Genomic DNA, 23083 nt, shown 5'->3' with positions numbered 1-23083 from the left:
ACATTCTAAAATACTCACAGAAGAATGATTAAAATTCATAGAGAGTTCAATGTGGCAAATGAAAATAAATTTTAAACACATGAATGTAAAATCCATAGATAAAACATTGTCCATACTTGGATTCAAAGGCGATTTTTTAATCTCCAATAACTTGGACCTGAGCTTTGGCTTGAAATTAAACTTACCTGAATTATTATCCTGTAGTGAGGAAAAGCTTTACGCTTTGCACGATAGTTTTGAGCGTGTTGTCAACATTTTGCCAGAGAACACCTTACTACACAAGCAGGATTTCTTTTTCGTGGATCACTTTACAAATGAAGGATCAAAATTAAGCCAAAGCAGATCCCAGCTGAATGAAGCCTACGGAAAATATTTTCAGGGAAGGGAATTTTTGAAGCATGAATGCTATATCTATATCAGTTTGCTCAATAAGGGACTTTTGAAAGACTACCTAAGCTCTTCCTTGATCTTTTCCAGACAGGTGAGAGACTTGGAATTGCAAAGACATGAAAAGGCTCAAGAGTTGCAAGCCAACCTGATGACTATTTTTAACCAATCTGGTATTGACTGTGACCTCATTAGTAGAGAAGAGGCTGTTGGAACTCAGAAATCTACAGGCTTAATAGAATCTTATCTAACACTTAATTTTAAAAAAGAAAGCCCACTACTGGGAGGCATTGACTTTAGGGACAGACTCAGAGTAATGGATAGCTTTGTGGAAATTATGAGTTTGAGTGATTATTCCCATGTGCCATCCAATGTCAAGCCGATTGGAGGACATCCTGGGACAGGACTACCATGTTCCTTTGTTTATCCGATCACTTATCACCTGCCATTTTCACATATCAGCAACCAGTTTATTTATATGCCAGGACAACAGGAGGTAAAAGCCATGTTGGAAAGTGATTATAAAAAGATCTATAGCCTTTCTCGTTTTTCATCCGAAAACAAGATCAACGCAGGCTTAATCGAAAAGTTCCTTGACAAGGTTCAAAGCAGTGGAGAGAAGATTGTGAAAACTCATTTTAATGTCATGCTGATGGATGAATCCATCAAGACATTAAAACAAAACAAGAGTGAATGCTCTTCAGCCTTTTCATTGATGAATTGTTTCCCTTATCAACATACCTTTGATTTACCACTCCTGTTTTTTTCCTGTGTCCCATTTTCTACGCAGTTACCTGAAACGGAACTGTTCATTACACAGGTGCCTCAAGCCTGTTGTTTTACCAACTTTGAAGGAGAGATTCGGAACTCCGATTCCGATTTTACCATTCAGCTTTCAAATCGTCAAGAAGGCTGCCCCGTGCAAATTGATCTTTCCGATGAGCCCATGGAAAAGCATTTGATTCACAACAGAAACAAGCTCATTATTGGAGGATCAGGTTCAGGAAAATCTTTTTTTACCAATCACCTATTAAGGCAATATGCTGAGAGCGGAAACTGCCATGTGGTTCTTTTGGATGTGGGACGTAGCTATGAAATACTAACACGTTACCTGAATGAAAGCTTGAAGGATCAAGGAGGCGCCATGATGGTGGAATTTACGACTGAACATCCCATCTCCTTTAATCCCTTTGTTATTGATGGAGAACTCAATGTAGAAAGAAAGCAAACCATTCTTTCAGTCATCTATACCATTTACAAAGAAGGACTTTCGGATATGGAAAAGGATGTGATCGCCCACTCGGTGACAGACTTTTTAAATACTAAAGGATTGGAACGTTCCTTTAATGGCTACTACCGATTTTGTAAGGAATACATCCCAGATTTGGTGAATAGACAATCTCTTGAATTTAACTCCAATGAATATTTCTTCATCCTAAGCAAATACTTTGAAGGAGGCGAGTATGATTATTTGCTGAACAAGCCCATGCAAACCGATGAGTTTTTTGCCTGTCCCTTTCTCGTTTTTGAATTGGATAATATCAAGGATCATCCTGTGATCTTTCCCGTGGCAACACTGATCATCATGGATATCTTTCTTCAAAAGATGAGAAGGCTGAAAGGCGTTCGAAAGGTGATCTGCATAGAAGAAGCCTGGAAAGCCATAGCAACGCCTCAAATGGCCGCATATCTTAAATACTTTTTTAAGACCATTCGGAAGTTCTTTGGAGAAGCCATGGTGGTGACCCAGGAGGTCGATGACATTATTTCTTCTCCCATTATTAGGGATGCTATCATCAACAATGCAGATACCAGAATTCTTCTGGACATGAGTAAGTTCAAAAACAAATTTGATCAGATCAGCCAATTTTTAGGCCTCACAGATTTTCAAAAGGAGCAGATACTGTCCATCAACAAGAACCTACCAGGTGACAGAAAACTCAAGGAAGTATTCATTGCACTGGGATCCTATTCCAGAGTGTTTGCCCTTGAGGTGAGTCGAAGTGAGTATTTCTGCTACACGACTGAACAGAAGGAAAAGGAGATGATCCTGAATAAACTTTCAGGAGATCATTCACTAATAGAAATTTTATCACAAATGGAATCACATTAAAAACACATTAATATGAAAACAACAGTCATAGGTATCGTTTTACTTTTCATGATTATAATGAGCGGATCGATCAAAGGAATAGCTCAAACGCCTGTTACGGATGTGGGAGCAGGCATCCAAAGAGAAGCCCTTTGGAAGCAGGAAAAAGGAATACTGGCTAAAATAAATTGGTATAATGTACTGATCAAGGCCTTGAATGGAGACATCAAAGGTTTAACAGGAGAGATGCTTGGCATAGATCAGCAACTGCTGGAAAGCCTGGAGAAAGTATCTGGTTTGATCAAAGATTACAAAAGAGTACAGGAAACCCGAAACATGCTGGGAAAGGTGATGGATATTTACACCGAAAAATTACCACGACTCATTCAGGATGATAATTTCACCAATCAGCAAGCTGTGGTGATTGTACAATCTTTTGACTTGATTCTAGATGACAGCAGACAGTTGGTTAATACCATCCTTAAAACCATCTTAAAAGATAATCTTCTGATGATGGATGACAAGCAGCGTTACGATACCATCAATGAAGTTTACCTGAGTGTCAGACGCCATTATGGAACGATCTGTTACCTCTATAATAAATTGCTCTATGCTTCTTATCTGAGAAGCTATGAGAGCAAGAATCTGGAAGGCTTTGCCATGTATTATTCATTATACAAATAATTCATCCTATCATGAAAAGATTCAAATTGATAAGTATCCTGTGCCTGATGTTTCTCCTGGTACTATCGGGAGGCATGGCAAATGCACAAGCCGTAGCAATCAAAAAGTGGAAGGGAAGATATCCAAGAATGAAAAATTCATACCCACAGGCTTTTATTTCATTTAAAGGCTGGTTGCCACCTGTACCACATTTGTTTGTTAAAACACCATTCACTCATTACTATTTAAAAGTCAAGTCGGTGCCCTCGACAGATTCCAGAGAAATTACTGGAAAGACAAAAACAGGTTTGCTTCGCATTTTTTCCAGGCTCATTGAGAAGTCACAATTCAAGGGAAGGTATAAAGAAACAGGAATGATCAAAGTGATCAGTGAATTTCAAAAGCAAATTGATCAAAAACTGTTTGATAGTCGCAGAGACCAACTGGAAGATATCTATGGTTTAACAGCGACTTTTCTGGTTCTCTATAAGAACATGGATAATTTGGATCATATCGAGTATGGTAGAAGGGTCAAGAAACTCCTTAAGACAGAAGTTAATGAGCTTTTACAGCAATTTTTGATGATCAATCTATTGGAAGCAGATCATGGAGCGAAATTCAAAGCTTTTACAGAAATGCAAAGATCACTGATTCAGCTTTCAGGAGAGGTGGATTATACCCTTAATAAAATGAAATTCTTTAATTCCTATGGGAAATACAATACGAATCATTATGCTTTTTTAAGCCAATAAACGATCGCCATGATACTACAGATATTAACAACAAATGACTTTTTTGCCTTTACAGACAGTCTGGTGGAATCGGGTATTAATCAAGCCCGTCTACTGGTGGATATGGCGAGAGCCATCGGAGGAATTGCCGCCTTCTTTTACATCTCCAAACGAATTTATGAAGAGCTCATTGTCGATAACCCAATCTCTTTATTGCCCTTGCTTCGTCCTTTTGCCTTTGTCTTGGTATTAAGTTTTTGGGGTGTCTTTGTGAACCTTCTAATGGTTCCAACCAAAGGACTTTCATCCCTTTCAGAAGCCATATATGCCGATAAAAAGCATATCGTAGCTCAACGATTGGAAGAGAAACAAAACGCCATTCTTGCCGTGGATTTGCCCATTTTTTATGAGAATGAAGAAAAGGAGGCAGCACTTTGGGATAAGGGCATTAACCTGCTACTGACAACCTATAATATCGTAACAGGAAGAGCCATTCAGAATCAGATCAGTTTTTACATCATGAATACGATACGTCAGGTTCTGGAGTCTGTTTTTGAAGCCATTGTTTACCTGATTGCCTTTCTTCGAACCATTTTCTGTGTTTTACTGGTCATCTTTGGCCCCCTTGTTTTTGCCCTATCCATATTTGATGGATTTCAGGACAATTACTTGCAATGGATCGCAAGGTTCATCAATGTGAACCTCTATCTGCCCATTGCTCTTTTAATTCTGGCTTTGGTTCAAGAAGTACTCATTTATGTGCTGGAGTGGGAAATTACAGTAATTAATAGCATGCTGATCTACCAACCCCAACTATTCTATGTGACCAATCTGGTGGTTCCCATCTGTGGTATTGTTGGATTGAGCATGGTACCAAAGATTGCATCTTGGATTGTTCAGGCTTCAGGTACAAATTCCGGAGGAGGAAGAATGCTGAGGACTGCTGCTACCATGGCTGTTACAAAAGGAATGATGAAATCATAAAAAGCAAAAGGCATGAAAAAAATATTCGATATCCAAAGAAAATTCCGATTCACGGTTTATGTGCTTTTTATCACAGCCCTATTATTGATTGGAGTCAGCATTTATGTGTTTACCCTATCAGCAAACTTGGTCGAGCGTTCCCAACAAAAAATCTATGTCCTAGACAATGGAAAATCTCTTTTGGTAGCACTTCGTGAAGACATATCCGAGAACAGGAATGCAGAAGCCAGAGATCATGTCAAGCGCTTTCATGAACTGTTCTTTACTATGGAACCTGACAAAGCTTATATCGAAAATAATATAAGGGAAGCCCTTCATTTGGCGGATCGTTCAGCCATGAAGCAATACCAGACCTATAAAGAGAATAACCTGTACAATCAAGTTATTGCTTCTGATATTAGCATGACGCTTCATACGGATTCCATCCGATTGGATTTTTCGGCTTATCCCTACCGTTTTCATTTTTATGGCAAACAGAAGATTGTCAGGAAATCTAATATTACGATTCGAAGTTTGAGTACATCAGGAACATTGAGGAATATCTCCAGAACGGACAATAACCCACATGGATTTTTGATGGAAAACTGGCGCATCGTGGATAATAAGGATCTAGAGAGTATCAAAAGGAAGGTGTTTTAAAAAGGGAGGAAATGTGATGAATAAGAAAGATGAAAATAAAGAAAGATCATTCAAACGAAAGTTAGGACATTGGATTAGTCGAGCAGATAGCATTGATAAATCGCTTAAGCCTGCTGTTCGCAAAAGAAAATGGATGCTCATCCTAAGCGCATTGTTTGTGCTGTTTGCTGCCTCTTTTCTTTGGGATCCCATGACTGAGCTTTCCAGTAACAATCTGGATGTTCCTAATAAGCCAGAAAACTTAGATAATAAAACAATCACTCCCACATTTGAAATGCCAGTTGATTCATTTGAATTACATCTAAAACGAAACATTCATGAAAACATATCTGAAAAAGAATAGAGCCCTATTGATTCTACCCTTGGTTTTACTCCCTTTTATCGTTTTGATTTTTTACATACTAGGTGGAGGAGAGAAAGCTGGAAATAACAAGTCCCCAATAAGGACTCATGCAAATCAGGAAGGAGCCAATTACTTGCTTCCGGAAGCTGAAAAGAGCATTGAAATCTTTGAGAAAATGGAAGCCTATCAAAGTCAGAATTTGTCAGCCGATATAAATGCTCAAAACACGCTATCAGTAAACAAGGAGTCATCTGAGGCTAGTCAGTTGGATCTAATAGATCTGCAGGCCGATAGTTTAAAAGTTTTGCTTAAGTATCAAACAAAAGCAGATGTGTCCAATAGCTTATTGGCTCATATCAAGCAAAAGGAAGAATTGGTACGGACAGATCTGAATGAGGATAAGGATTTTAAGCCAGTTTTAGTTACAAAGAATCTTAAGGCACAAAGCCAAAGCAAGACACAATTTAAAGCAACAGTCAATCAGTCAAGTCCAGAAGAAAACTTGATAAAGAGAATTGCAGATCAACAGACTGGACTGGAAGAGTTGGAACAGGTTTTTGATAAAAATATTAGTTTAAACAGGGAGAATGATTCCTTGAAATATTTCCTTCAAGAGGCTCAGGCAAACCTTAAAATATCGAATCAGAAAAAAGAGCAAATAGTTTCGCTTGAAAAGAAGTCAAGTACGGGATTTGATAAGAATAAAGCATCTATTTCTTTGATAAAAGCAGAGGTCTATGAGACCACTACAGTTCTGGATGGGAATCGAATCAAAATGCGATTGCTGGATGATGCCTGGATAGAAGGAAGACGAGCAGGGAAAAATACCTTCTTCTATGGAATCTGTGAGATTAACAATGAAAGGTTAAACATACAGGTGACTAGATTTCCTTTGGAAGAACATTTTCTTCCTGTCGATTTGCAGATTCATGATTTGGATGGTTTACCAGGTCTTTACATTCCAGATAATGTTGCAAGAAGAGTGAGTAAGGAGATCGGTAGTCGTACCAATACTTCATCTCTTTTGAGTCGGGGGAGTGATCCTTTAAGCAGTATTGGGATCAATACAGCTGATCGAACGGCTCAGGCTTTCATCAAACGAGTGAGACTAAAAAAGATCACAATCAAAAAGAATACCCTAGTCTATTTAATCAATCAAAACCAGTAGCCATGAAATATCTATTTACCAGTCTGTTTTGTCTTTTTATATCCATTAGTTTAATCGGACAAAATAAGATTTCAATCAATGAAAATAAGGTCATTCACCTGATCTCAAAAAAGAAGATTACTTATCTGCAAGTTGGCAATCCTGATCTGGTTTTGGCCGAAGTCGTATCGGAACATCCCAATATGGCAAGAATCAAAGCGGTAAAAGCATATGAAGGAGAATCTTCCATAGCTCTGGTAACTGGTGGAAAACTTTACTCCATTAGCTTAATATATGGAGAATCGAAAGAGACTTCCTTCCAACTGAACAGCTTTAAAGCCATGAAGGCAGATCTTTATCAAGGCAGTTTGATGACCCAAGAGACCTTAAAGAAAACTTGCAGATACATTCTCTCTCAAAAGAAAAAACACATTCGAAAAAGAAAATCCCAAAAAGATGGCATTCTGTTAAGTCTTCAAAATATTTACCTTTTTGATGACGCTTTGTTTTTTGAATTGGAGATTGAGAATACAACCAATATGGCTTATGATGTGGAGGGTTTTAAGTGGTGGATAGATGATCAAAAAAGACTAAAAGCGACCAATACACAAGAATATCAGATTCATCCCAAATTTCAATACGATGAATTAAAACGCATACCAGCCCAAAGTAAGGCAAGGGAGATCTTCGTCTTACCAAAATTTACCATTACAGATAAAAGAATCCTACGAATTGAACTGCTTGAAAAAGCATTGGGCAATACCGGAAGAAAGCTTTCTATAGAGCTTAAAAACAAACACATTCTAAGAGCCAAAAGTTTATAAAAAACAACAAAGAGGAGGAGTACAGATGAATGGGGAATCAAGAGAACTGGTGAGGATGCATGAGGGGTTTCGATTCTTCTCTTACCTCTTGTTACTGGTTTCCTTATACCTGAACCAGCTTCAGTTTTTTAAGTCCTTGGGTTTTTATATGCAGGAATTAGATGGCTTAATAGATAAACTACAAAATTTGGATCTCTTAATTCATCCGATTTATGCCAAGGTGATTTGTATGAGTTTTTTGATAATAACCTGTATAGGTACAAAAGCTAAAAAGGATAGGGATTTAAAGATTTCAACACTCTTGTATCAACTCTTTTTAGGCCTGTTCTTGTATTGGGGAAGCCTGCTTCTTAAAGATTGGCAGGCAGGTCTTTATTTGCTTTTCTCTTTTTGGGGATTTATCGTCCTCAATATTGCTTTTGACAATATTTCCAAGCTGATCAATGTGAACCTGATGAAAGATCGCTTCAATCATGAAAATGAAAGCTTTGCTCAGGAAGAGGAATTAAAAGAAAACGAGTACTCAGTGAACCTTAAAAGCAAATATCTGCTTCAAAATAAGGAACATGACGCTTGGATCAATGTGGTCAATCCCTTTCGGGGAAGTATGGTGATTGGCACACCAGGCTCAGGAAAATCCTTTTCCGTAGTACTCCCTTTTATTAAACAGCATCTTAGAAAAGGCTTTTGCATGTGTGTCTATGATTTTAAGTTTCCGGACCTTTCAATAGTCACTTATAATCATTTTCTCAAAGCAAAAAAGAGAAGGAAGTTACCATCGAGTGCTGCTTTTTACATCATTAATTTTGATGACATCACTAGATCCTATCGTTGCAATCCATTGGCTCCTGAGTTTTTAGAAAGTCCCATAGATGCCTTTGAATCCTCTAGGACGGTATTGTATAATTTAAACAGGGAATGGATTCGAAAACAAGGCGAATTCTTTTCAGAATCTGCAGTTTCCTTTTTTGCAGCAGTCATCTGGTTTTTAAAACGCTATAAGGATGGCGAGTATTGCAGTTTACCACATGCCATTGAGCTTCTACAGCTGGACTACGATGATCTCTTTGAGGTACTTTCCCAAGAAAAGGATGTGGTTAATATTATTAACCCTTTTATCAATGCACATCAAAGGGGAGCCAGTGAGCAATTGGAAGGACAGTTGGGAAGTTTGAAGATTGCCATTTCCAAGATCATCAGCAAGGAGATCTATTGGATTTGTTCAGGAAATGATTTTTCACTGGATATTAATAACCCAAATTATCCTAAAGTACTCTGTTTGGCAAATAACCCACTTCGAATTGAAATGTATGGAGCTGTCCTGTCTTTGTATATTACTAGAATGCTTAAGGTGATTAATCGTAAGGGACAACACAAATCTTCTTTGATTTTTGATGAGTTAGCAACCATCTATTTTAGAGGTTTGGATACCTTGATTGCAACAGCTAGAAGCAATCTGATATCGACCTTACTGGGGATTCAAACCATAGCTCAGCTGATTAGAGATTACGGCAAGGAGCAGGCTAATGCCATACTGACAAATATTGGAAACATATTCGCAGGTCAATCCGTGGGAGAGACCGCCCGATTTATACAAAATCGGATGGGGAAAATCCTTCAGGAGCGGCAATCCATAAATATAAATAGTAACTCTCAATCTACCTCATTTTCTACCCAAATGGATTTTCTGGTACCTGAAGGTAAGATTGCCACACTCCCTCAAGGATATATGGTCGGGCAGATAGCAGATAATTATGGTGAGCAGATTCAGCAAAAGAATTTTAACAGTTTAATCCGAATAGATACTGAAGCCATTAATAGAGAAGAAAAGAAATACAAATCAATACCTAAGATTTATGAGTTTGATGACAAAGAGAAAGTCTTGGAAAACAATAGAAACAGAATCTACAACGACATTCAAAAGATCTTAATAGAATGTAAGATCAACACCAAATAAGAATAGTAATAAGCATTAAAAAACTAAAAAGATGGAACAAACAACACGCATTAGTAAAGATGAAATCCCCTTTGAAAAATTGGAGAAGGTCGGGATTAAAAGAGATTTTGTGGACCGTATGGAAAGTCAGGAATTGAAAGACTTTTTAAATGGTTTTCGATCAATGAAGCTCTACACAGTCAATGCTAAAATTAATGATGAAAACTTTCGGATTCCTACGAAAATTCGCCTTCAAAAATTAGAGGATGGCAGTGTGAACATTAAAGTGCATCCCATCCAACGACTCCATATCCCGGAGGAGTATATGCAGCACAAGTTTACCAAAGAGGAAAAATCGGCCTTGCTGGAAAATAGGAACCTTGGCAAAACTCTAGAATTAAAAGGAAGAGATGGAAAGAAAGATAATTATTATTTGTCCATAGATTCCAAGACCAATGAACTCATTCCTCTGCGGATAAAGCACATCAGAGTTCCTGAAAAAATAAAAGGAGCAGGTCTTTCGGATGAACAAAGGCAGAAACTGGCGGCAGGTAAGAAAATTGTTGTAAAAGGAATGACAGGCAAAGATGGCAAGAAGTTTACGGCAACCCTTCAAGTAGACGCCGCTAATAGAAACATCAATTTTTCTGGTTTTAAAAAGGAAAAAGAAAAAGAGCAGAAGGCGGAAAAAACGAAAGCAACAAAACAGAAAGTAGGATAGAATAGTAGAATTATGCTTGATTTAATCTTGGGGAAGGCTTTACTATTATTTGTATGGTTTTCCCTATTATTTAAAGATGGAAATTTAAGCTTGCTACTAGAACAAACTTTAAAGAGGGGCATGCAAGATGTGTTTTTGTTCCACAAAAACGCTTGTGCCTTCCAGCAGGGACTTTTCATCTCAGATGAAAAGCTTGATTCTGCGAAGGCTAATAAATGAAAAGATATGAGACCCAAAACAGCAGATCAGGATAAATTGGGTGAAGGGGTTCGGATTCGTTTGACGGAATTGGAAAAGAGATTGCTATTGAAACAATCTCAGAAGGAAGGCTATAGAATCCTTAGTGATTTTTGCAGAGCTAAGCTAATTAAGAAAAGGGAGATCCGGAAAATAGAGGTGAGTAAAGAGTTTGTGATGATTACCAAAAAACTGGACTATGAGCTCAATAAAATTGGTGTGAATCTCAACCAGGTTTCTAGGAATATTAATGCCCAACATATCTACCAACTCACCCCTTCAGATCGAGAAATGTTTTCGAAGGTATTGCAAGAGCTTCGAAACTGTTTCTCTGTTTTGCAGAATTATATGGATATGATAGAGTAAAGATAAAAGCCCTTTCCATGGTCATTGTGATCCATCAAACCGCCAGTACTGAGAATGCGTTTCTTTACAATGAGAAGAAAGTGGAGGAGAAGACTGCCACCTTTTTTCATTGTCGAAACACTAAAGCCATTAATCCCTTTTTATACGATAAGAAACACCGCCTAAAAGAGATATTTGACATTGAAAAGCTAAATCCTCGGGTAAAGAATAGATGTCTTCATATCTCCTTTAACCCATCTACAAGTGATTACCTGAAATTAGGTGATAAGATAATTCGAGAGGAGATGGATAAGCTGATGCAGCATATGGGCTATGGCAGTCAGCCTTATTTCGTCTACAAGCATAAAGACTTGGATCGAGTCCATTTTCATATTGTATCTTCAAGAATAGATCGTCATACAGGTAAGAAAATCAAAGACAATCATGAGAGGCAAAAGGTTCAAAACTTCATTAAGGAATTAGGGCTTAGACATCAGTTGGATCATAAAACTCGAAAGGAAAAGCCTGTATTCAAGTTTTCAGCAAGAAGTCGAAATATCAAACAAAGCCTGGAGAACCTTTTTCAGCACTTAAACCAGATGGATTCGATTAATTCGAAAGTGATGTATGATGAAGCATTAAAACTTTTTAATGTGGAAATAAGAAAATCAGGAAGAGGGCATATTGTTGTTGTGACTGATGGAATGGAAAAGGTAATTCGTTATCCCATTCGATTGTCAAGATTTAAAGAGAAGCCCAATTTTTATACGGTTCAAAAAAAAGAACTCATTCAAAAACAGATTATTAAAAAGCCTGAGAAAATCGATAAAGGTATAAAAGAAGCATTCATAAAAGAATTGCTTTGGCAGTTTCAGGCTAAAAAAATGAATGAGAAAAATAGTAAGAAAAATAGATTGCTAATGAATCGTAAAAAGAAAAGAAGCATCTAGTTAATTGTTGGATTTAAAGCTTATTTAAGAACATGTTCTAAATCTGAATCAATATTATTGAGATTAACTTAATCGTATTTAGATAAACAATAAGTTATGAAAGAATAGGATCAAACGCTTAATGCTCCTATTTATTTTATTAATTTTGATTTATTGATAAATTACTTTCTTGTTAAATATTTCCTATAGATAAATCCAAATGTATAGTACAGAAACTTATAAAAAACCATTTTGGGCTGAGAATAGTGGTTTTATGACTGGTCGTGATCCTTTAGGTGTTCAAAATAGTTCGATAACAACTTATGGTCGTTTATTACCTGGAATGACTAACCTAACCCTTCGACTTCGATATTATGGACTGTATTTATGGCTTCTTAATATGTATGGAAAAGATAGTACCTTAAGGCATGAAGGTACTTTAAACGAGCATTATAATTTTATTCGAAGAGCTGAGTTGATTGTTGCTTTCATAATGAGGGAGAAGTTTCCTGATGAACTTAGTATTGTAGGTAGTGATTTTACAGCAAAGCATCAGGAAGATCTTATAATGAAAGGTTTTTATAATATTCACCTGGGAGCTGATAAAAACAAGGATACAGTAAAAGGTTCTGTCTATTGGGATTATCCGTCGGGTGCCTTAGGACAGTATTATGCGGGTTCTTTAATTGCGTTAAACTTAATAGAGATAGAGAGTAAGTTTTTTATTGTTTATCAAGAAGGTTTACAGTTAGCTAATGCATTTGCATCTGGTATTTCCTTAGAGAAGCAAAATAGATTTTTACAAATAATAAAAACAGGACGACTAACTGAGGATGATATTAATTTTCTTTCTGATTTCTCGATTAACAATATTAAGGTTGACAGTGAAGAATGGTCTTGTTACAACAGTGTGTTATTAAATAAGGATGGGCGAGAGATAAATGATATAAACGGTCATCACACTTCACTGAGAAAAGAAACTATAGGATTGTATTTAAAATACATATCTACTAAAACTGGGGCGTATGAAGAGCGTAGTTTTATAACAAGTCAGTATAAGTTAAACCTATTGCAGAAAGAGGGTGATGCCTCTTTTGGCTGGTATTATTATTACGTGAATGAAGCTTTTCATATAGCATTAGAAACAATTTTCTGGTCTATTTTGATTCATTTAGATGGAAACGATCAGGAGGTTGTGAAGTTTATTAAGGACATCAGTCAAATAGTAATTGTAGATTCGATAAAAAACTTTAGTGTTACTGTTGATCAAACTGTTTTTGATGTTTGGTGCAACAATGAAACTAAGGATTTAGTTGAATTATTAGATGAATTGGAGCAAGTAGTTAAATCACCAGTAAATTCAGAGATAGCTATTGTAATGGCTTTTAAACTGATGTTTGTTATTTATGAAATTAATGAGAAACGAATTGATGAATTAGAAGAGTTTGAGAAGAAATATAAGGTTTGGGGACAAAAAGGGCGTGTTACGGAAAATCTAAATGTTTACATGAGGCAATCGCTCGATATGAGCTTTGAATTATTTATCGAAGAAACCATTAAAAAGCTAATAAACGATCATGTAAATACGGCATACCGAAAAATGGGTAATGGTGAAAGTAATCTGTTGAAGTTTATAATTGAAGATGGAGTTATTTCACATGTTCAAACCATGAAACCTAGGCATACATCACCTAGATTGAAAACGGTCTCAAATTTTATGCAAGATCTATTTATGATCGATAAAGAGAATAATTTGACAGTGAAAGGAATGGAATTGTTAGAATCTATATAATAGATAAAATGGAAGAAAAGAAAATATATATTGAAGTCCCTGGTGGTCGAAATAAATTTCATTCAGCAATTCTAACCAGTTTCTCGTTCAATTTCCATCATTTCGAGTATCAGGTATTAAAAACACTGAAGCACAAATGGGTGACTAATGTTGGTGTGCTTGTGGATTCTGATATGTTGGATAATTCTATAGGTTTAACTTCAGGAGGATTACGTCAGCTGACTCAATCCTATTCTGTTAATGGAGTAAAAGCAAAAGGAGCTTTTCATCCTAAGATCAATTTTTTTATAGGTGATAAGGAAATACTAATGGTGATGGGATCTGGAAATATTACTCCAGGCGGGCATGGTAAAAATCATGAGACTTTTACGACATTTTATGCTGACTCTAAGGATAGCCCCTTTTTACCCTTACTTATTGAAACGTGGCAGTATATACAATATTTATCAACTGGAATTGAAGGATATTCTAAAGAGCGAATAATTAATATTATCCCAAGAAATTGTGACTTGTTAAGTGAGAGTACAATACAACCACATTCATTTGTTAAGGTCGATGATCAGACTGAGATAGCGTTAGTTTATAACAGTGTCAGCTCTGCTTTTTCTCAATTACTCAGACTGCTACCTCAAGACAGTATCCGTTTGATTAGTATCGTTTGCCCTTACTTCGATGAAGGAGGGGATTTTCTTTTAAACCTCTTGGATAAATTGCCGAATGCCACTATGCAGGTTTATATCCCTGAGGAATTTGGATTGCCTCCAACAAATATGGCCGAAAATGATAGAGCGTCATTTTTTGCTTGGGAGAATACCAAGCGAGGGGAAAAGGATCTTAATGGTGGGACCGAGTTTAAAAGGAAGCTACACAGTAAGATTTTTAATTTTAAATCTGATGAGAATGAATACTGTTTGATTGGAAGTGCAAATGCGACTATGGCTGCTTGGGGGACTGAATCGAACAAGGGTATTAATGAGGAGTTTGGTGCTTTGTATAAATCAAAGAAATTAAACTTTTTAGATGATTTGGGAATAAAAGGTGTAAAGAAAGTGGTTAAGCCATCTGCTTACAAAAGAGAAAGTAAAGCTGGACAAGAAGTCGAACTCAAAGAGAGGAAGGAAAGACAGATAAGGATTTTAAGCTGTGATCTTAATGTTCTAACTCTAAAAATATTTCTAAAACAAGAGCTAAGCCATCCTGATATGTCTGTTGTACTGTGCAATGATGTCGGAACTGTTGTTTATAAACAGAGTTTAGTTGAGGTAGACTCGAAAGAGATTTTTGTGAGATTAAATTCAGAGTGTTTAAGTCTTAACCCTGCGTATGTAATATTTGAGAATGATAAGGGAGATGCAGTCTCGAATAAACAGGTTCTTAATTATCTAGACAAGTTATACCATACTGATCCATCGAAGGAGAACAGAACGATTCGAGGGCTGATTGGTGCTTTGGAAATTGGGAAAGTGAATGAATTTCAGATAATGAATTACTTGACTGAATTGGATTCTAGTAAGGCATTAGAAAATAAGAATCATTCGTCTGGGAATAGAACTTTTTCTGTACAAGATGTACATGGAGAGGTGACGTATGAAGAAGCTGTTGCTGCATCGAAGAATAAAGATGTAAAGGCTAAACTATTTCAAACTCACAATACTATCAGGATTTGGCAGACGCTTACCCAACTTTTTAATGAACAACACAGTTCAAATATCGAAGAGCTAAATGATGAAGAAGAAGATGGAAGTGCTAATGTAAGTGTTGAACGGAAGGCAACAATAAGAGATTTTGATTCTCATGAAATAAAAGATAAATCTGAAGCAAATCGTATTTTAAGGAGGACTGCTAAGTTATCCCTTGATTTTGAAAAGGCCATGGAAAAGAACCAGTTCGATAATGAATTTAAAATAAATGAAGTAACGGTTTGTCAGTTTCTTGTTGTATCACATGTTATTACAGCTATTCTGTGTTTTACAAACTATACGCTCCCGTATAATCAGTCGAAAAAAGAATACAAGCTTTACGATCCAAATGAATGGAAAGACACTCTAAGAGAACATTATCATAGTATCATGCAAAAAGTACTTTTGGCTTTTTCGAGGGTAGTTATTTCTTGTCAATTAGAAGATTATTCTAGTGATGAATATAAAGATAATAAGCTAAGAGAGTATTTACAGAAAGCAGTTGACCATTCCATAATTTGTAATTATTTGATTAATGGAAATAGGATGGGGAACCCTCATTCAGATATGTCGGATCTTGCTTGTTTGAATATTTTAAAAAAGTTTGGAAAAACTGATGAAAATTTTCGTGATTATGTGGAAGCAATTTCCAAATCAAATTTGGATGTATACTTTAATTATTTGAGTGTGATTCGATTGAATAAACGATTAAATGAGGAGTTTTTGCATATAGACGAGAATGAAAAAATATTTTATCATGAACAAAATGGAGTATGTCTTATAAAAGAAAAACATTCTTCAAATATTAAATACAAGTGTATTCAGTTCCCAATGCAAATATTAGAATATAGTCTTACTAAATTGAAAAAAAAGAAACCAGTGTCAAATCAAAAAAATACGCAATGACGTATATAATTATTAAAAGATCTAGTTTATTTTGTTAATTTTGAATCTATCCTCATTTTACCATATAAACCCGTAAAATGAGGAATGTGAAAACTCAATCTCAAACCAAAATATATGGCTGTACCCGATTACCAAAGCCTGATGCTTCCATTATTACAGGCAACTACAGATAACAGAATCTTTCGTTATAGAGATCTTATCGATATTTTGGCTAAGCAATTTCAACTGACAGCCGAAGAGAGAAAGGAACTTTTGCCAAGTGGCAGTCAGCCCCTTTTTGATAACCGTGTGGGCTGGGCAAACACTTATCTTAAAAAGGCAGGCTTATTACAATCCGAGAAACGGGGCTACGTTCAAATCACTGCCTTAGGACATGAGATTCTGGCTTCCAAACCCGAGATGATTAACAATGCCTTTCTTCGACGCTTCGAATCCTTCAATCAATTTACGGGAAATACGCCCAATGGGAAAACCGATAATCAGGAATTAGTTGAAGAAACGATTCAAACACCCGAAGAACAATTGGAAGGTGCCTGGACAAAGCTCAATAGAACACTTTCTGGAGATATCTTGGACAAGGTGAAACAAATGGATCCGTATAAGTTTGAGCAACTTGTGGTTGATCTGCTCTTGGCTATGGGCTACGGCGGTTCTCGACAAGAAGCTGGTAGAACGGTCGGCAAATCCGGTGATGGTGGCATTGATGGCATCATCAATGAAGATCGTTTGGGATTGGATAAGATTTATTTGCAAGCCAAACGCTGGGAGAATACGGTTCCCATCAAGGAAATACGAGATTTTGCTGGGGCTTTACTCGCACAAAAAGCTCGCAAGGGTGTCTTCATAACCACTTCAGAATTTAGCAAATCAGCTTTTGAATTTGTAGACAATATCGACCGCACAATTGTGCTCATCGACGGCCATCGACTGGCTGAATTCATGATTGAACACAGCGTAGGTGTATCCACAAAGCGCAAATTCGTTTTGAAAGAAATGGATGGAGATTATTTTGAAAACTGATACTATTTTAATGGAATTGTAAGGCTATGACTACTAAAACCAATTTTGATTTTCTTATAGAAGAGTATTCCTTTCTAGCAAATTTAGGTAAGGCAGCAGAATTATACGTTTATTCTGATCCTGCAGCCTCTATGACTAAGACCAGAACATTTGGAGAAAAGTTATGCCAGGCTTTATTGGATATGTTTGGCATAGATTACGGTGAAAAGAAGCAGTTTAATAATTATTTGCGCGAAATTAAAAAAAATGATCTTGCTCCAACTCAGGTCGTAGATTTGTTGTATACAATCAAAAATCATGGAAATTTGGCTGTCCATGACGATGATGGAAATGTGGATAAAGCAATAACATGTCTATTGTCAGCTTTTAAATGTTCGAAATGGTTTGTTTTAACCTATGCAGTAAAACGTTCAGGTGTAGAAGAATTACGCTTTTTTAAGCCTGTTAAAGTCGACAGTTCTATGGAATTGTCTGATTTGAACAAGAGGATTAAAGATTGGGAAAATAAGTATATCGACTTACAAAAGGAATACAAACTCAAATTTAAAAACTTACAGGTTGATAAAAGTAGGAATCCAATTGAGGATGGTCGCAGGTTTGCGAGCAAAATTAATTTGTCTGAAGCCGAAACGAGAAAAATTATTGACAGAAAACTTGCTCAAGTTGGTTGGGAGGTAGATTCAGTAAACCTAAACTACAAGAAAAACGGAACCCTTCCAAAAGCTGGCAAATATATGGCTATTGCAGAATGGAAGTGTGGTAGAGGTTGGTCTGATTATGCTTTGTTTTGTGGTAAAGAATTACTTGGTTTAATTGAAGCCAAAAGGTATGGCAAAGATGTTATATCTGATCTTTCACAGGCAAAGGAAGATGCTATAAATCTTGAAGAAGCAGAGGATATCCAATTAATAAAAATGAATGGAAATGTTAGAGTTCCATTCTTATTCGCCACTAATGGGCGGGATTTTCATCCTCAATTACCAACAAAAAGTGGTATTTGGTTCCTTGATTCCCGTGTCAAATCAAATATTGCAGAACCATTAAAAGGATGGATGGGACCACATGATTTAAAGCATCTTTTAAAATTTGATGCAAATATAGGGGATGAATCTCTTAAAAAAGATAGCATTGAATATCTTAAGAGTGAGAATGGTCTCTGGTTGAGATACTATCAAATAGAAGCGATTCAGGCTGTTGAGGAATTATTGTGTGAAAAACCTGAAACGAAACAAGCCCTTTTAGCAATGGCTACAGGAACGGGAAAAACCAGAACTGTTCTTGGTTTAGCTTATCGCTTAATAAAAGCCAAAAGATTTAAACGAATACTCTTTCTTGTAGATCGAAAATCTCTGGGTGAGCAGGCGTTGGATTCTTTTGTGGATGTCCCAATTGAAAAAATTAGCACGTTTGAAGATAATTACGATATCAAGAAATTGAAAGATCGTTTCCCTGATTTGGAAACCAAATTGCATGTGTCAACTGTTCAAGGTTTGGTGCAAAGATTATTCTATTCAGATAATGGACAAATTCCTTCAGTTGGTGCGTATGATTGTATCATTGTGGATGAAGCTCACAGGGGGTATATTCTGGATAAGGAAATTGATGAAGATCAGTTAGGCTTTAAAGATCAAAAAGATTACATGAGTAAGTACAAAATGGTGATTGATTATTTTGATGCTTTTGTACTTGGTCTGACGGCTACACCAGCTCTTCATACGATAGAAATATTTGGAAAACCAATTTATCGCTACACATATGAACAGGCAGTTTTAGATGATTTTTTGATTCCATACGAACCACCGTATCTTCTAAAAACAGAGCAGAATACCAATGGCGTGACTTGGAAAAGTGGCGATAAACCTATGGCTTACGATAAATCGGAAGATAAAATAGTAGAATTGGATGCCTTGGAGGATGAGATCTCATTTGAAATAGAACATTTCAATAAAAAAATTCTTACACCAGAGTTTAATAAAACCATCGTTAAAGAGTTGTGTAAGTTCATAAATCCAGAGAAAAAAGAAAAAACACTTGTTTTTGCTGCAAACGACGATCATGCTGATGAGTTAGTGAATCTTTTTAAAATTGAATTTAAGGAGGCTGGTTATGATATTGAAGACGATACTGTGATGAAAATTACGGGTAGTGTTGTAAAACCAGATCCTCAACAAAGAATTACAAATTTTAAAAATGAGGATACACCTAATGTTGTTGTTACGGTTGATTTATTAACCACGGGTATCGATGTGCCAAAAATTTGTAATCTGGTTTTCATGCGAAGGGTAAACTCAAGAATACTTTATGAGCAAATGATTGGTAGAGCTACAAGGAAATGTGAGTCTTTAAAGAAGGAAATATTTCGAATTTTTGATGCTGTCGACATATACAGTAACATGCAGGAAGTTTCATCTATGCAACCTATGGTCGCGAAACAAAGTCAGAATTTCGCATCTATGATTGAGGAGTTCGATTTGATGGAAACAAATGAAGTGGTCGATAAACAGATCAAGCAAATTTTAATTAAGTACAATCGAAAAAAGAAGAGACTACCGACAACTGAATTGGAAAGTTTTCAAAGTATATCAGGAGGATTAACCCCAGATCAATTCCAAAATGAAATACAAAAAGCTCAGGATAATGGTGATGGACAGATGTATATTCAGGAGAATTTTAAAGTATTCAAATATTTGGATGCATATAAGAATAAAGAAAATGTAATTCTTATTGCAAATGAAGAGGACAAGCTGCTTAGTGTAGAGAGAGATTACGATATCACAGTTTCAGGAGAGGATTTCTTGAATAAATTTCAGGATTTTGTAATCAACAACCCTAACCACATTGCGGCGGTAACTACGATTTGCAAAAGTCCAAAGGAGCTGGATAGGGTAAGTTTGAAAGAATTACGTGTATTATTGAAACAAAATGGCTTTTCAAAAGAAAGATTGAATGCTGCTTGGACCGAAACAAAAAATCAGGATATTGGAGCTGATATTATTTCATTTATTCGTACAATGGCGCTTGGTGATAGTTTAATTAGTCACGAAGAAAGGATTCTGTCAGCTATGAGTAGGGTGAGGCAACAGCGAAAATGGGATGCAATTCAGAAAAAATGGTTGGATAGTTTTGAGAAGCAACTACTCCGTCAGAGCATTTTGAAAATTGAAGATTTGGATAAAAATCCCTTTGCCAAAAAAGGAGGAGTCAGAATTATCAATAAAGCTTTCGATGGGAATGTTGAACAGGTTTTGGATCTAATTTCAGACGAACTGTATGCTCAGTTAGCATAAAAGTAATTGCTAAATAAAGAAAAATATCTCAAAATAAACTGGCATCTGGGAATCCACAGATGCCAGTGAATTTTATCAGTCCAAATTATAAACCTGAGCGATATGAATATATGGAAAATTGCTTCAAGATGGAGCAATAATGGTGAAGCCGAATCATCAATATTAGACATCTTTAAAACCCATCAGATAGTTTTCGCAGGGAGAAAGACTGAACGAATTCAAAACGAAGTCAAAATTGGTGATCTGATTGCTTTAAGTGATGGTCTGGATGTTATTGCTATTGGAAAGGTACTGGGAGAACCCAAACCGATAACAGAATTCGAAAATCAAATTAATTTTTCAGAAAGAGAAATAAAGAGATTTGATTATGAAGATTGGGTAATTGGTTTTAAAGTAAAATTGATTTTCCTCCACGACAATGAAATATTTACTTATAATCAGGGAACTTTCCACAGAGTTCATGGTGAATATTACGATACTGTTTTGAAATTATATAAGAGTCATTTCAATAAAGCAGCCACTAACAACTTTTCAATTAATGCAAAAACCTGTACCCTTAAATATAACGATCAGCAAGATCAGGACGTGATGTTTAATGGGGAGACAAAATATATAATTCCTATCTATCAGCGCCCCTATTCATGGCGTGAAGACCAAATAAGAAAATTATTATCTGATATTTTTCTATCATATTGGGGAGTTGATAAAGTAGTGAATGAGGAGCCAATGTTTATTGGTACCATGCAATTAACTCAAAAATCAAAATCTTATTTTGGTGATTATTCAAATCAGCAGGAGGTCGTGGATGGTCAGCAGAGATTGACGACTTTTCTTATTTTACTCAAGGTTTTAAAGAGTCACTATCCCACATGTCAGGAGTTGGATGCCATTCAACTGAACTGGCTAAAAACTGAAGTGAATAACAATACCCAACAGGAATTGTTGGATGAATTGCTGGAATCCGATTTATCATTCGATCAGGGAAACCCCCTAAACAGATATTGGCAGAATGCACAATTGATAAAAGAAATATTCGAAGAGGAATTACCTGAAGGTGATAATGGTAAATCAATTGATATAGACAGTTTTGTCAAGCATCTTTTGAGTAATATCTATTTTGTGGTGATTGAAACTAAAGCGGGACTTTCTAAAACTTTGCAGATCTTCGATGCTATCAACACAACTGGTTTAGACCTAAATGGTGGCGATATTTTTAAAATTAGAATGTACGAATACCTTAGGGACAAGAATGATGAATCCAAGGAAGTATTTAATCGTATCAGTGAACTGTATAAAAAAATAGAGGACTACAACCGGGAATTTGGTTGGAAGGTGACTGACATAGCAGGTGTTTTATCAATTTATCAGAAAATTCTCGTTGCAAAACACAATTTGCCAGTAGTATTATATGCTTTAGGTAGTAATACATTTTTCGAAAGAATGTTTGATACTCTTTTGAATATCAACCAATGGGATAGTTTTTCAAAGCTTGGTGATTTAAGATTAAGTTTAGATGACTTGAACGATATTGTTGAAGTTCGTTATGAATGGCAGAGAAGCAGATATCATACTGCTGAGGATGCTTGTGCGCTTCACCAAATTTGGTGGTCTCGTTACGGTCGATATTGGGATTTGATATTTGTTTTCTTGTATAAGTTTAAAGAGGATGAAAACCGCTTGCATTTAATGCAAGCCTTTGTTCGTAAATTGAGTAAGTTGTATAGCCTGTACAGCATTCTTTTCCAGAAATCCATTGGTAATATCCGAACTTTTTCCAATAATCTGAGTCAGGAAATACTTAAGGGTGATTTCAATTCTATAATTGAAATTATTGACAAGAAATTTATGGAAGATGCCCTTTACAAAGGTGATAGTAGGAATGCTCTAAGATATACTTTAGAAAGGGATATCATTTACAATGTTAAAATGAAGAATATCATATGCCGTATTTCTGCAATGTTGGAGGAGGATTACATGACGGTGGATATTGAGAAAATAAATGGATTGAGAAAAAAACTGTTTGATTTACCCATTGATATTGAGCATATACAGTCTTATAATGATGAAAATATCGAGGAAAGAGATCAAATTAAGAACGAATGGGGTTATAATTTAAATTCCATAGGTAACTTAATGGTTTTGGAATCTGATATCAATCGTTCAATAAGTAACAAACCATATTTTGAAAAAACTAAAAGATATCTCCAAAGTACATATGGTATAGCAAAAAATCAACCAAACGATTATCCTGTTTGGAATTTGGAAAAATGTAAGGAGAGAAAACAAAAAGAAATTTCAAAAATCATCAACTATATTTTTGATGATGAAGATCAAGTGAAAGATATTCCAGATTTTGTGCAGGTGGCTCTAGAATCCTAAGGCTTATAAACTCAAAGTTCAAGTCGAAAATGTTATCTTCGC

General features: G+C 36.0%; 17 protein-coding genes. All 17 read left to right on the top strand.

Annotated features, from left to right (window positions below; all coding sequences use genetic code 11):
• Nucleotides 1–79 precede the first annotated feature (79 nt).
• A complete protein-coding gene (locus DLK05_RS05560; protein ID WP_209319730.1) occupies nucleotides 80–2500 on the top strand; it encodes a TraG family conjugative transposon ATPase in 2421 nt (806 codons plus the stop codon).
• A 12-nt stretch (nucleotides 2501–2512) separates the two neighbouring features.
• On the top strand, nucleotides 2513–3163 hold the full coding sequence (locus DLK05_RS05555) for a hypothetical protein (RefSeq protein WP_127343020.1): 651 nt from the start codon (nucleotides 2513–2515) through the stop codon (nucleotides 3161–3163).
• An 11-nt stretch (nucleotides 3164–3174) separates the two neighbouring features.
• Complete coding sequence (locus DLK05_RS05550; protein ID WP_127343019.1) at nucleotides 3175–3894, top strand: hypothetical protein; 720 nt, start codon at nucleotides 3175–3177, stop codon at nucleotides 3892–3894.
• A 9-nt stretch (nucleotides 3895–3903) separates the two neighbouring features.
• Nucleotides 3904–4857 (top strand): TraJ family protein, encoded by a 954-nt coding sequence (locus DLK05_RS05545; protein WP_127343018.1) that lies wholly within the window; start codon nucleotides 3904–3906, stop codon nucleotides 4855–4857.
• A gap of 12 nt (nucleotides 4858–4869) precedes the next feature.
• Complete coding sequence (gene traK, locus DLK05_RS05540) at nucleotides 4870–5496, top strand: conjugative transposon protein TraK (protein WP_127343017.1); 627 nt, start codon at nucleotides 4870–4872, stop codon at nucleotides 5494–5496.
• Between the two features lie 16 nt (nucleotides 5497–5512).
• Nucleotides 5513–5839, top strand: coding sequence for a hypothetical protein (locus DLK05_RS05535; RefSeq protein WP_127343016.1), 327 nt, complete (start codon nucleotides 5513–5515; stop codon nucleotides 5837–5839).
• Nucleotides 5814–7007: a conjugative transposon protein TraM gene (gene traM, locus DLK05_RS05530; protein ID WP_127343015.1), complete on the top strand. Its 1194-nt coding sequence runs from the start codon at nucleotides 5814–5816 to the stop codon at nucleotides 7005–7007. Before DLK05_RS05535 ends, traM begins: the two co-directional genes overlap by 26 nt.
• 2 nt (nucleotides 7008–7009) lie before the next feature.
• Nucleotides 7010–7810 (top strand): DUF4138 domain-containing protein, encoded by an 801-nt coding sequence (locus DLK05_RS05525; RefSeq protein WP_127343014.1) that lies wholly within the window; start codon nucleotides 7010–7012, stop codon nucleotides 7808–7810.
• Nucleotides 7811–7835: 25 nt separating this feature from the next.
• Nucleotides 7836–9767 carry a YWFCY domain-containing protein gene (locus DLK05_RS05520; RefSeq protein WP_127343013.1) on the top strand — a complete coding sequence of 644 codons (1932 nt, stop codon included), beginning with the start codon at nucleotides 7836–7838 and terminating at the stop codon, nucleotides 9765–9767.
• Between the two features lie 31 nt (nucleotides 9768–9798).
• Nucleotides 9799–10467 carry a DUF3945 domain-containing protein gene (locus DLK05_RS05515; RefSeq protein WP_127343012.1) on the top strand — a complete coding sequence of 223 codons (669 nt, stop codon included), beginning with the start codon at nucleotides 9799–9801 and terminating at the stop codon, nucleotides 10465–10467.
• Between the two features lie 225 nt (nucleotides 10468–10692).
• Entirely contained in the window at nucleotides 10693–11070 is a 378-nt protein-coding gene (locus DLK05_RS05510; RefSeq protein WP_127343011.1) for a hypothetical protein, read from the top strand.
• Between the two features lie 17 nt (nucleotides 11071–11087).
• On the top strand, nucleotides 11088–11999 hold the full coding sequence (locus tag DLK05_RS05505; RefSeq protein ID WP_127343010.1) for a relaxase/mobilization nuclease domain-containing protein: 912 nt from the start codon (nucleotides 11088–11090) through the stop codon (nucleotides 11997–11999).
• Nucleotides 12000–12198: 199 nt separating this feature from the next.
• Complete coding sequence (locus tag DLK05_RS05500; protein WP_127343009.1) at nucleotides 12199–13770, top strand: hypothetical protein; 1572 nt, start codon at nucleotides 12199–12201, stop codon at nucleotides 13768–13770.
• A gap of 8 nt (nucleotides 13771–13778) precedes the next feature.
• Complete coding sequence (locus tag DLK05_RS05495; protein WP_127343008.1) at nucleotides 13779–16355, top strand: phospholipase D-like domain-containing protein; 2577 nt, start codon at nucleotides 13779–13781, stop codon at nucleotides 16353–16355.
• Between the two features lie 114 nt (nucleotides 16356–16469).
• Nucleotides 16470–17375, top strand: coding sequence for a restriction endonuclease (locus tag DLK05_RS05490; protein WP_127343007.1), 906 nt, complete (start codon nucleotides 16470–16472; stop codon nucleotides 17373–17375).
• A 26-nt stretch (nucleotides 17376–17401) separates the two neighbouring features.
• Complete coding sequence (hsdR, locus tag DLK05_RS05485; RefSeq protein WP_127343006.1) at nucleotides 17402–20662, top strand: type I restriction-modification system endonuclease; 3261 nt, start codon at nucleotides 17402–17404, stop codon at nucleotides 20660–20662.
• 102 nt (nucleotides 20663–20764) lie between these two features.
• Complete coding sequence (locus DLK05_RS05480) at nucleotides 20765–23041, top strand: DUF262 domain-containing protein (protein WP_127343005.1); 2277 nt, start codon at nucleotides 20765–20767, stop codon at nucleotides 23039–23041.
• Nucleotides 23042–23083: the final 42 nt, after the last annotated feature.

The organism is Ancylomarina longa, from assembly GCF_003996985.1.
Classification (GTDB): domain Bacteria; phylum Bacteroidota; class Bacteroidia; order Bacteroidales; family Marinifilaceae; genus Ancylomarina_A; species Ancylomarina_A longa.
Note: the sequence above shows the minus strand (reverse complement) of the source record. Positions and strands in the feature narration are given on the sequence as shown.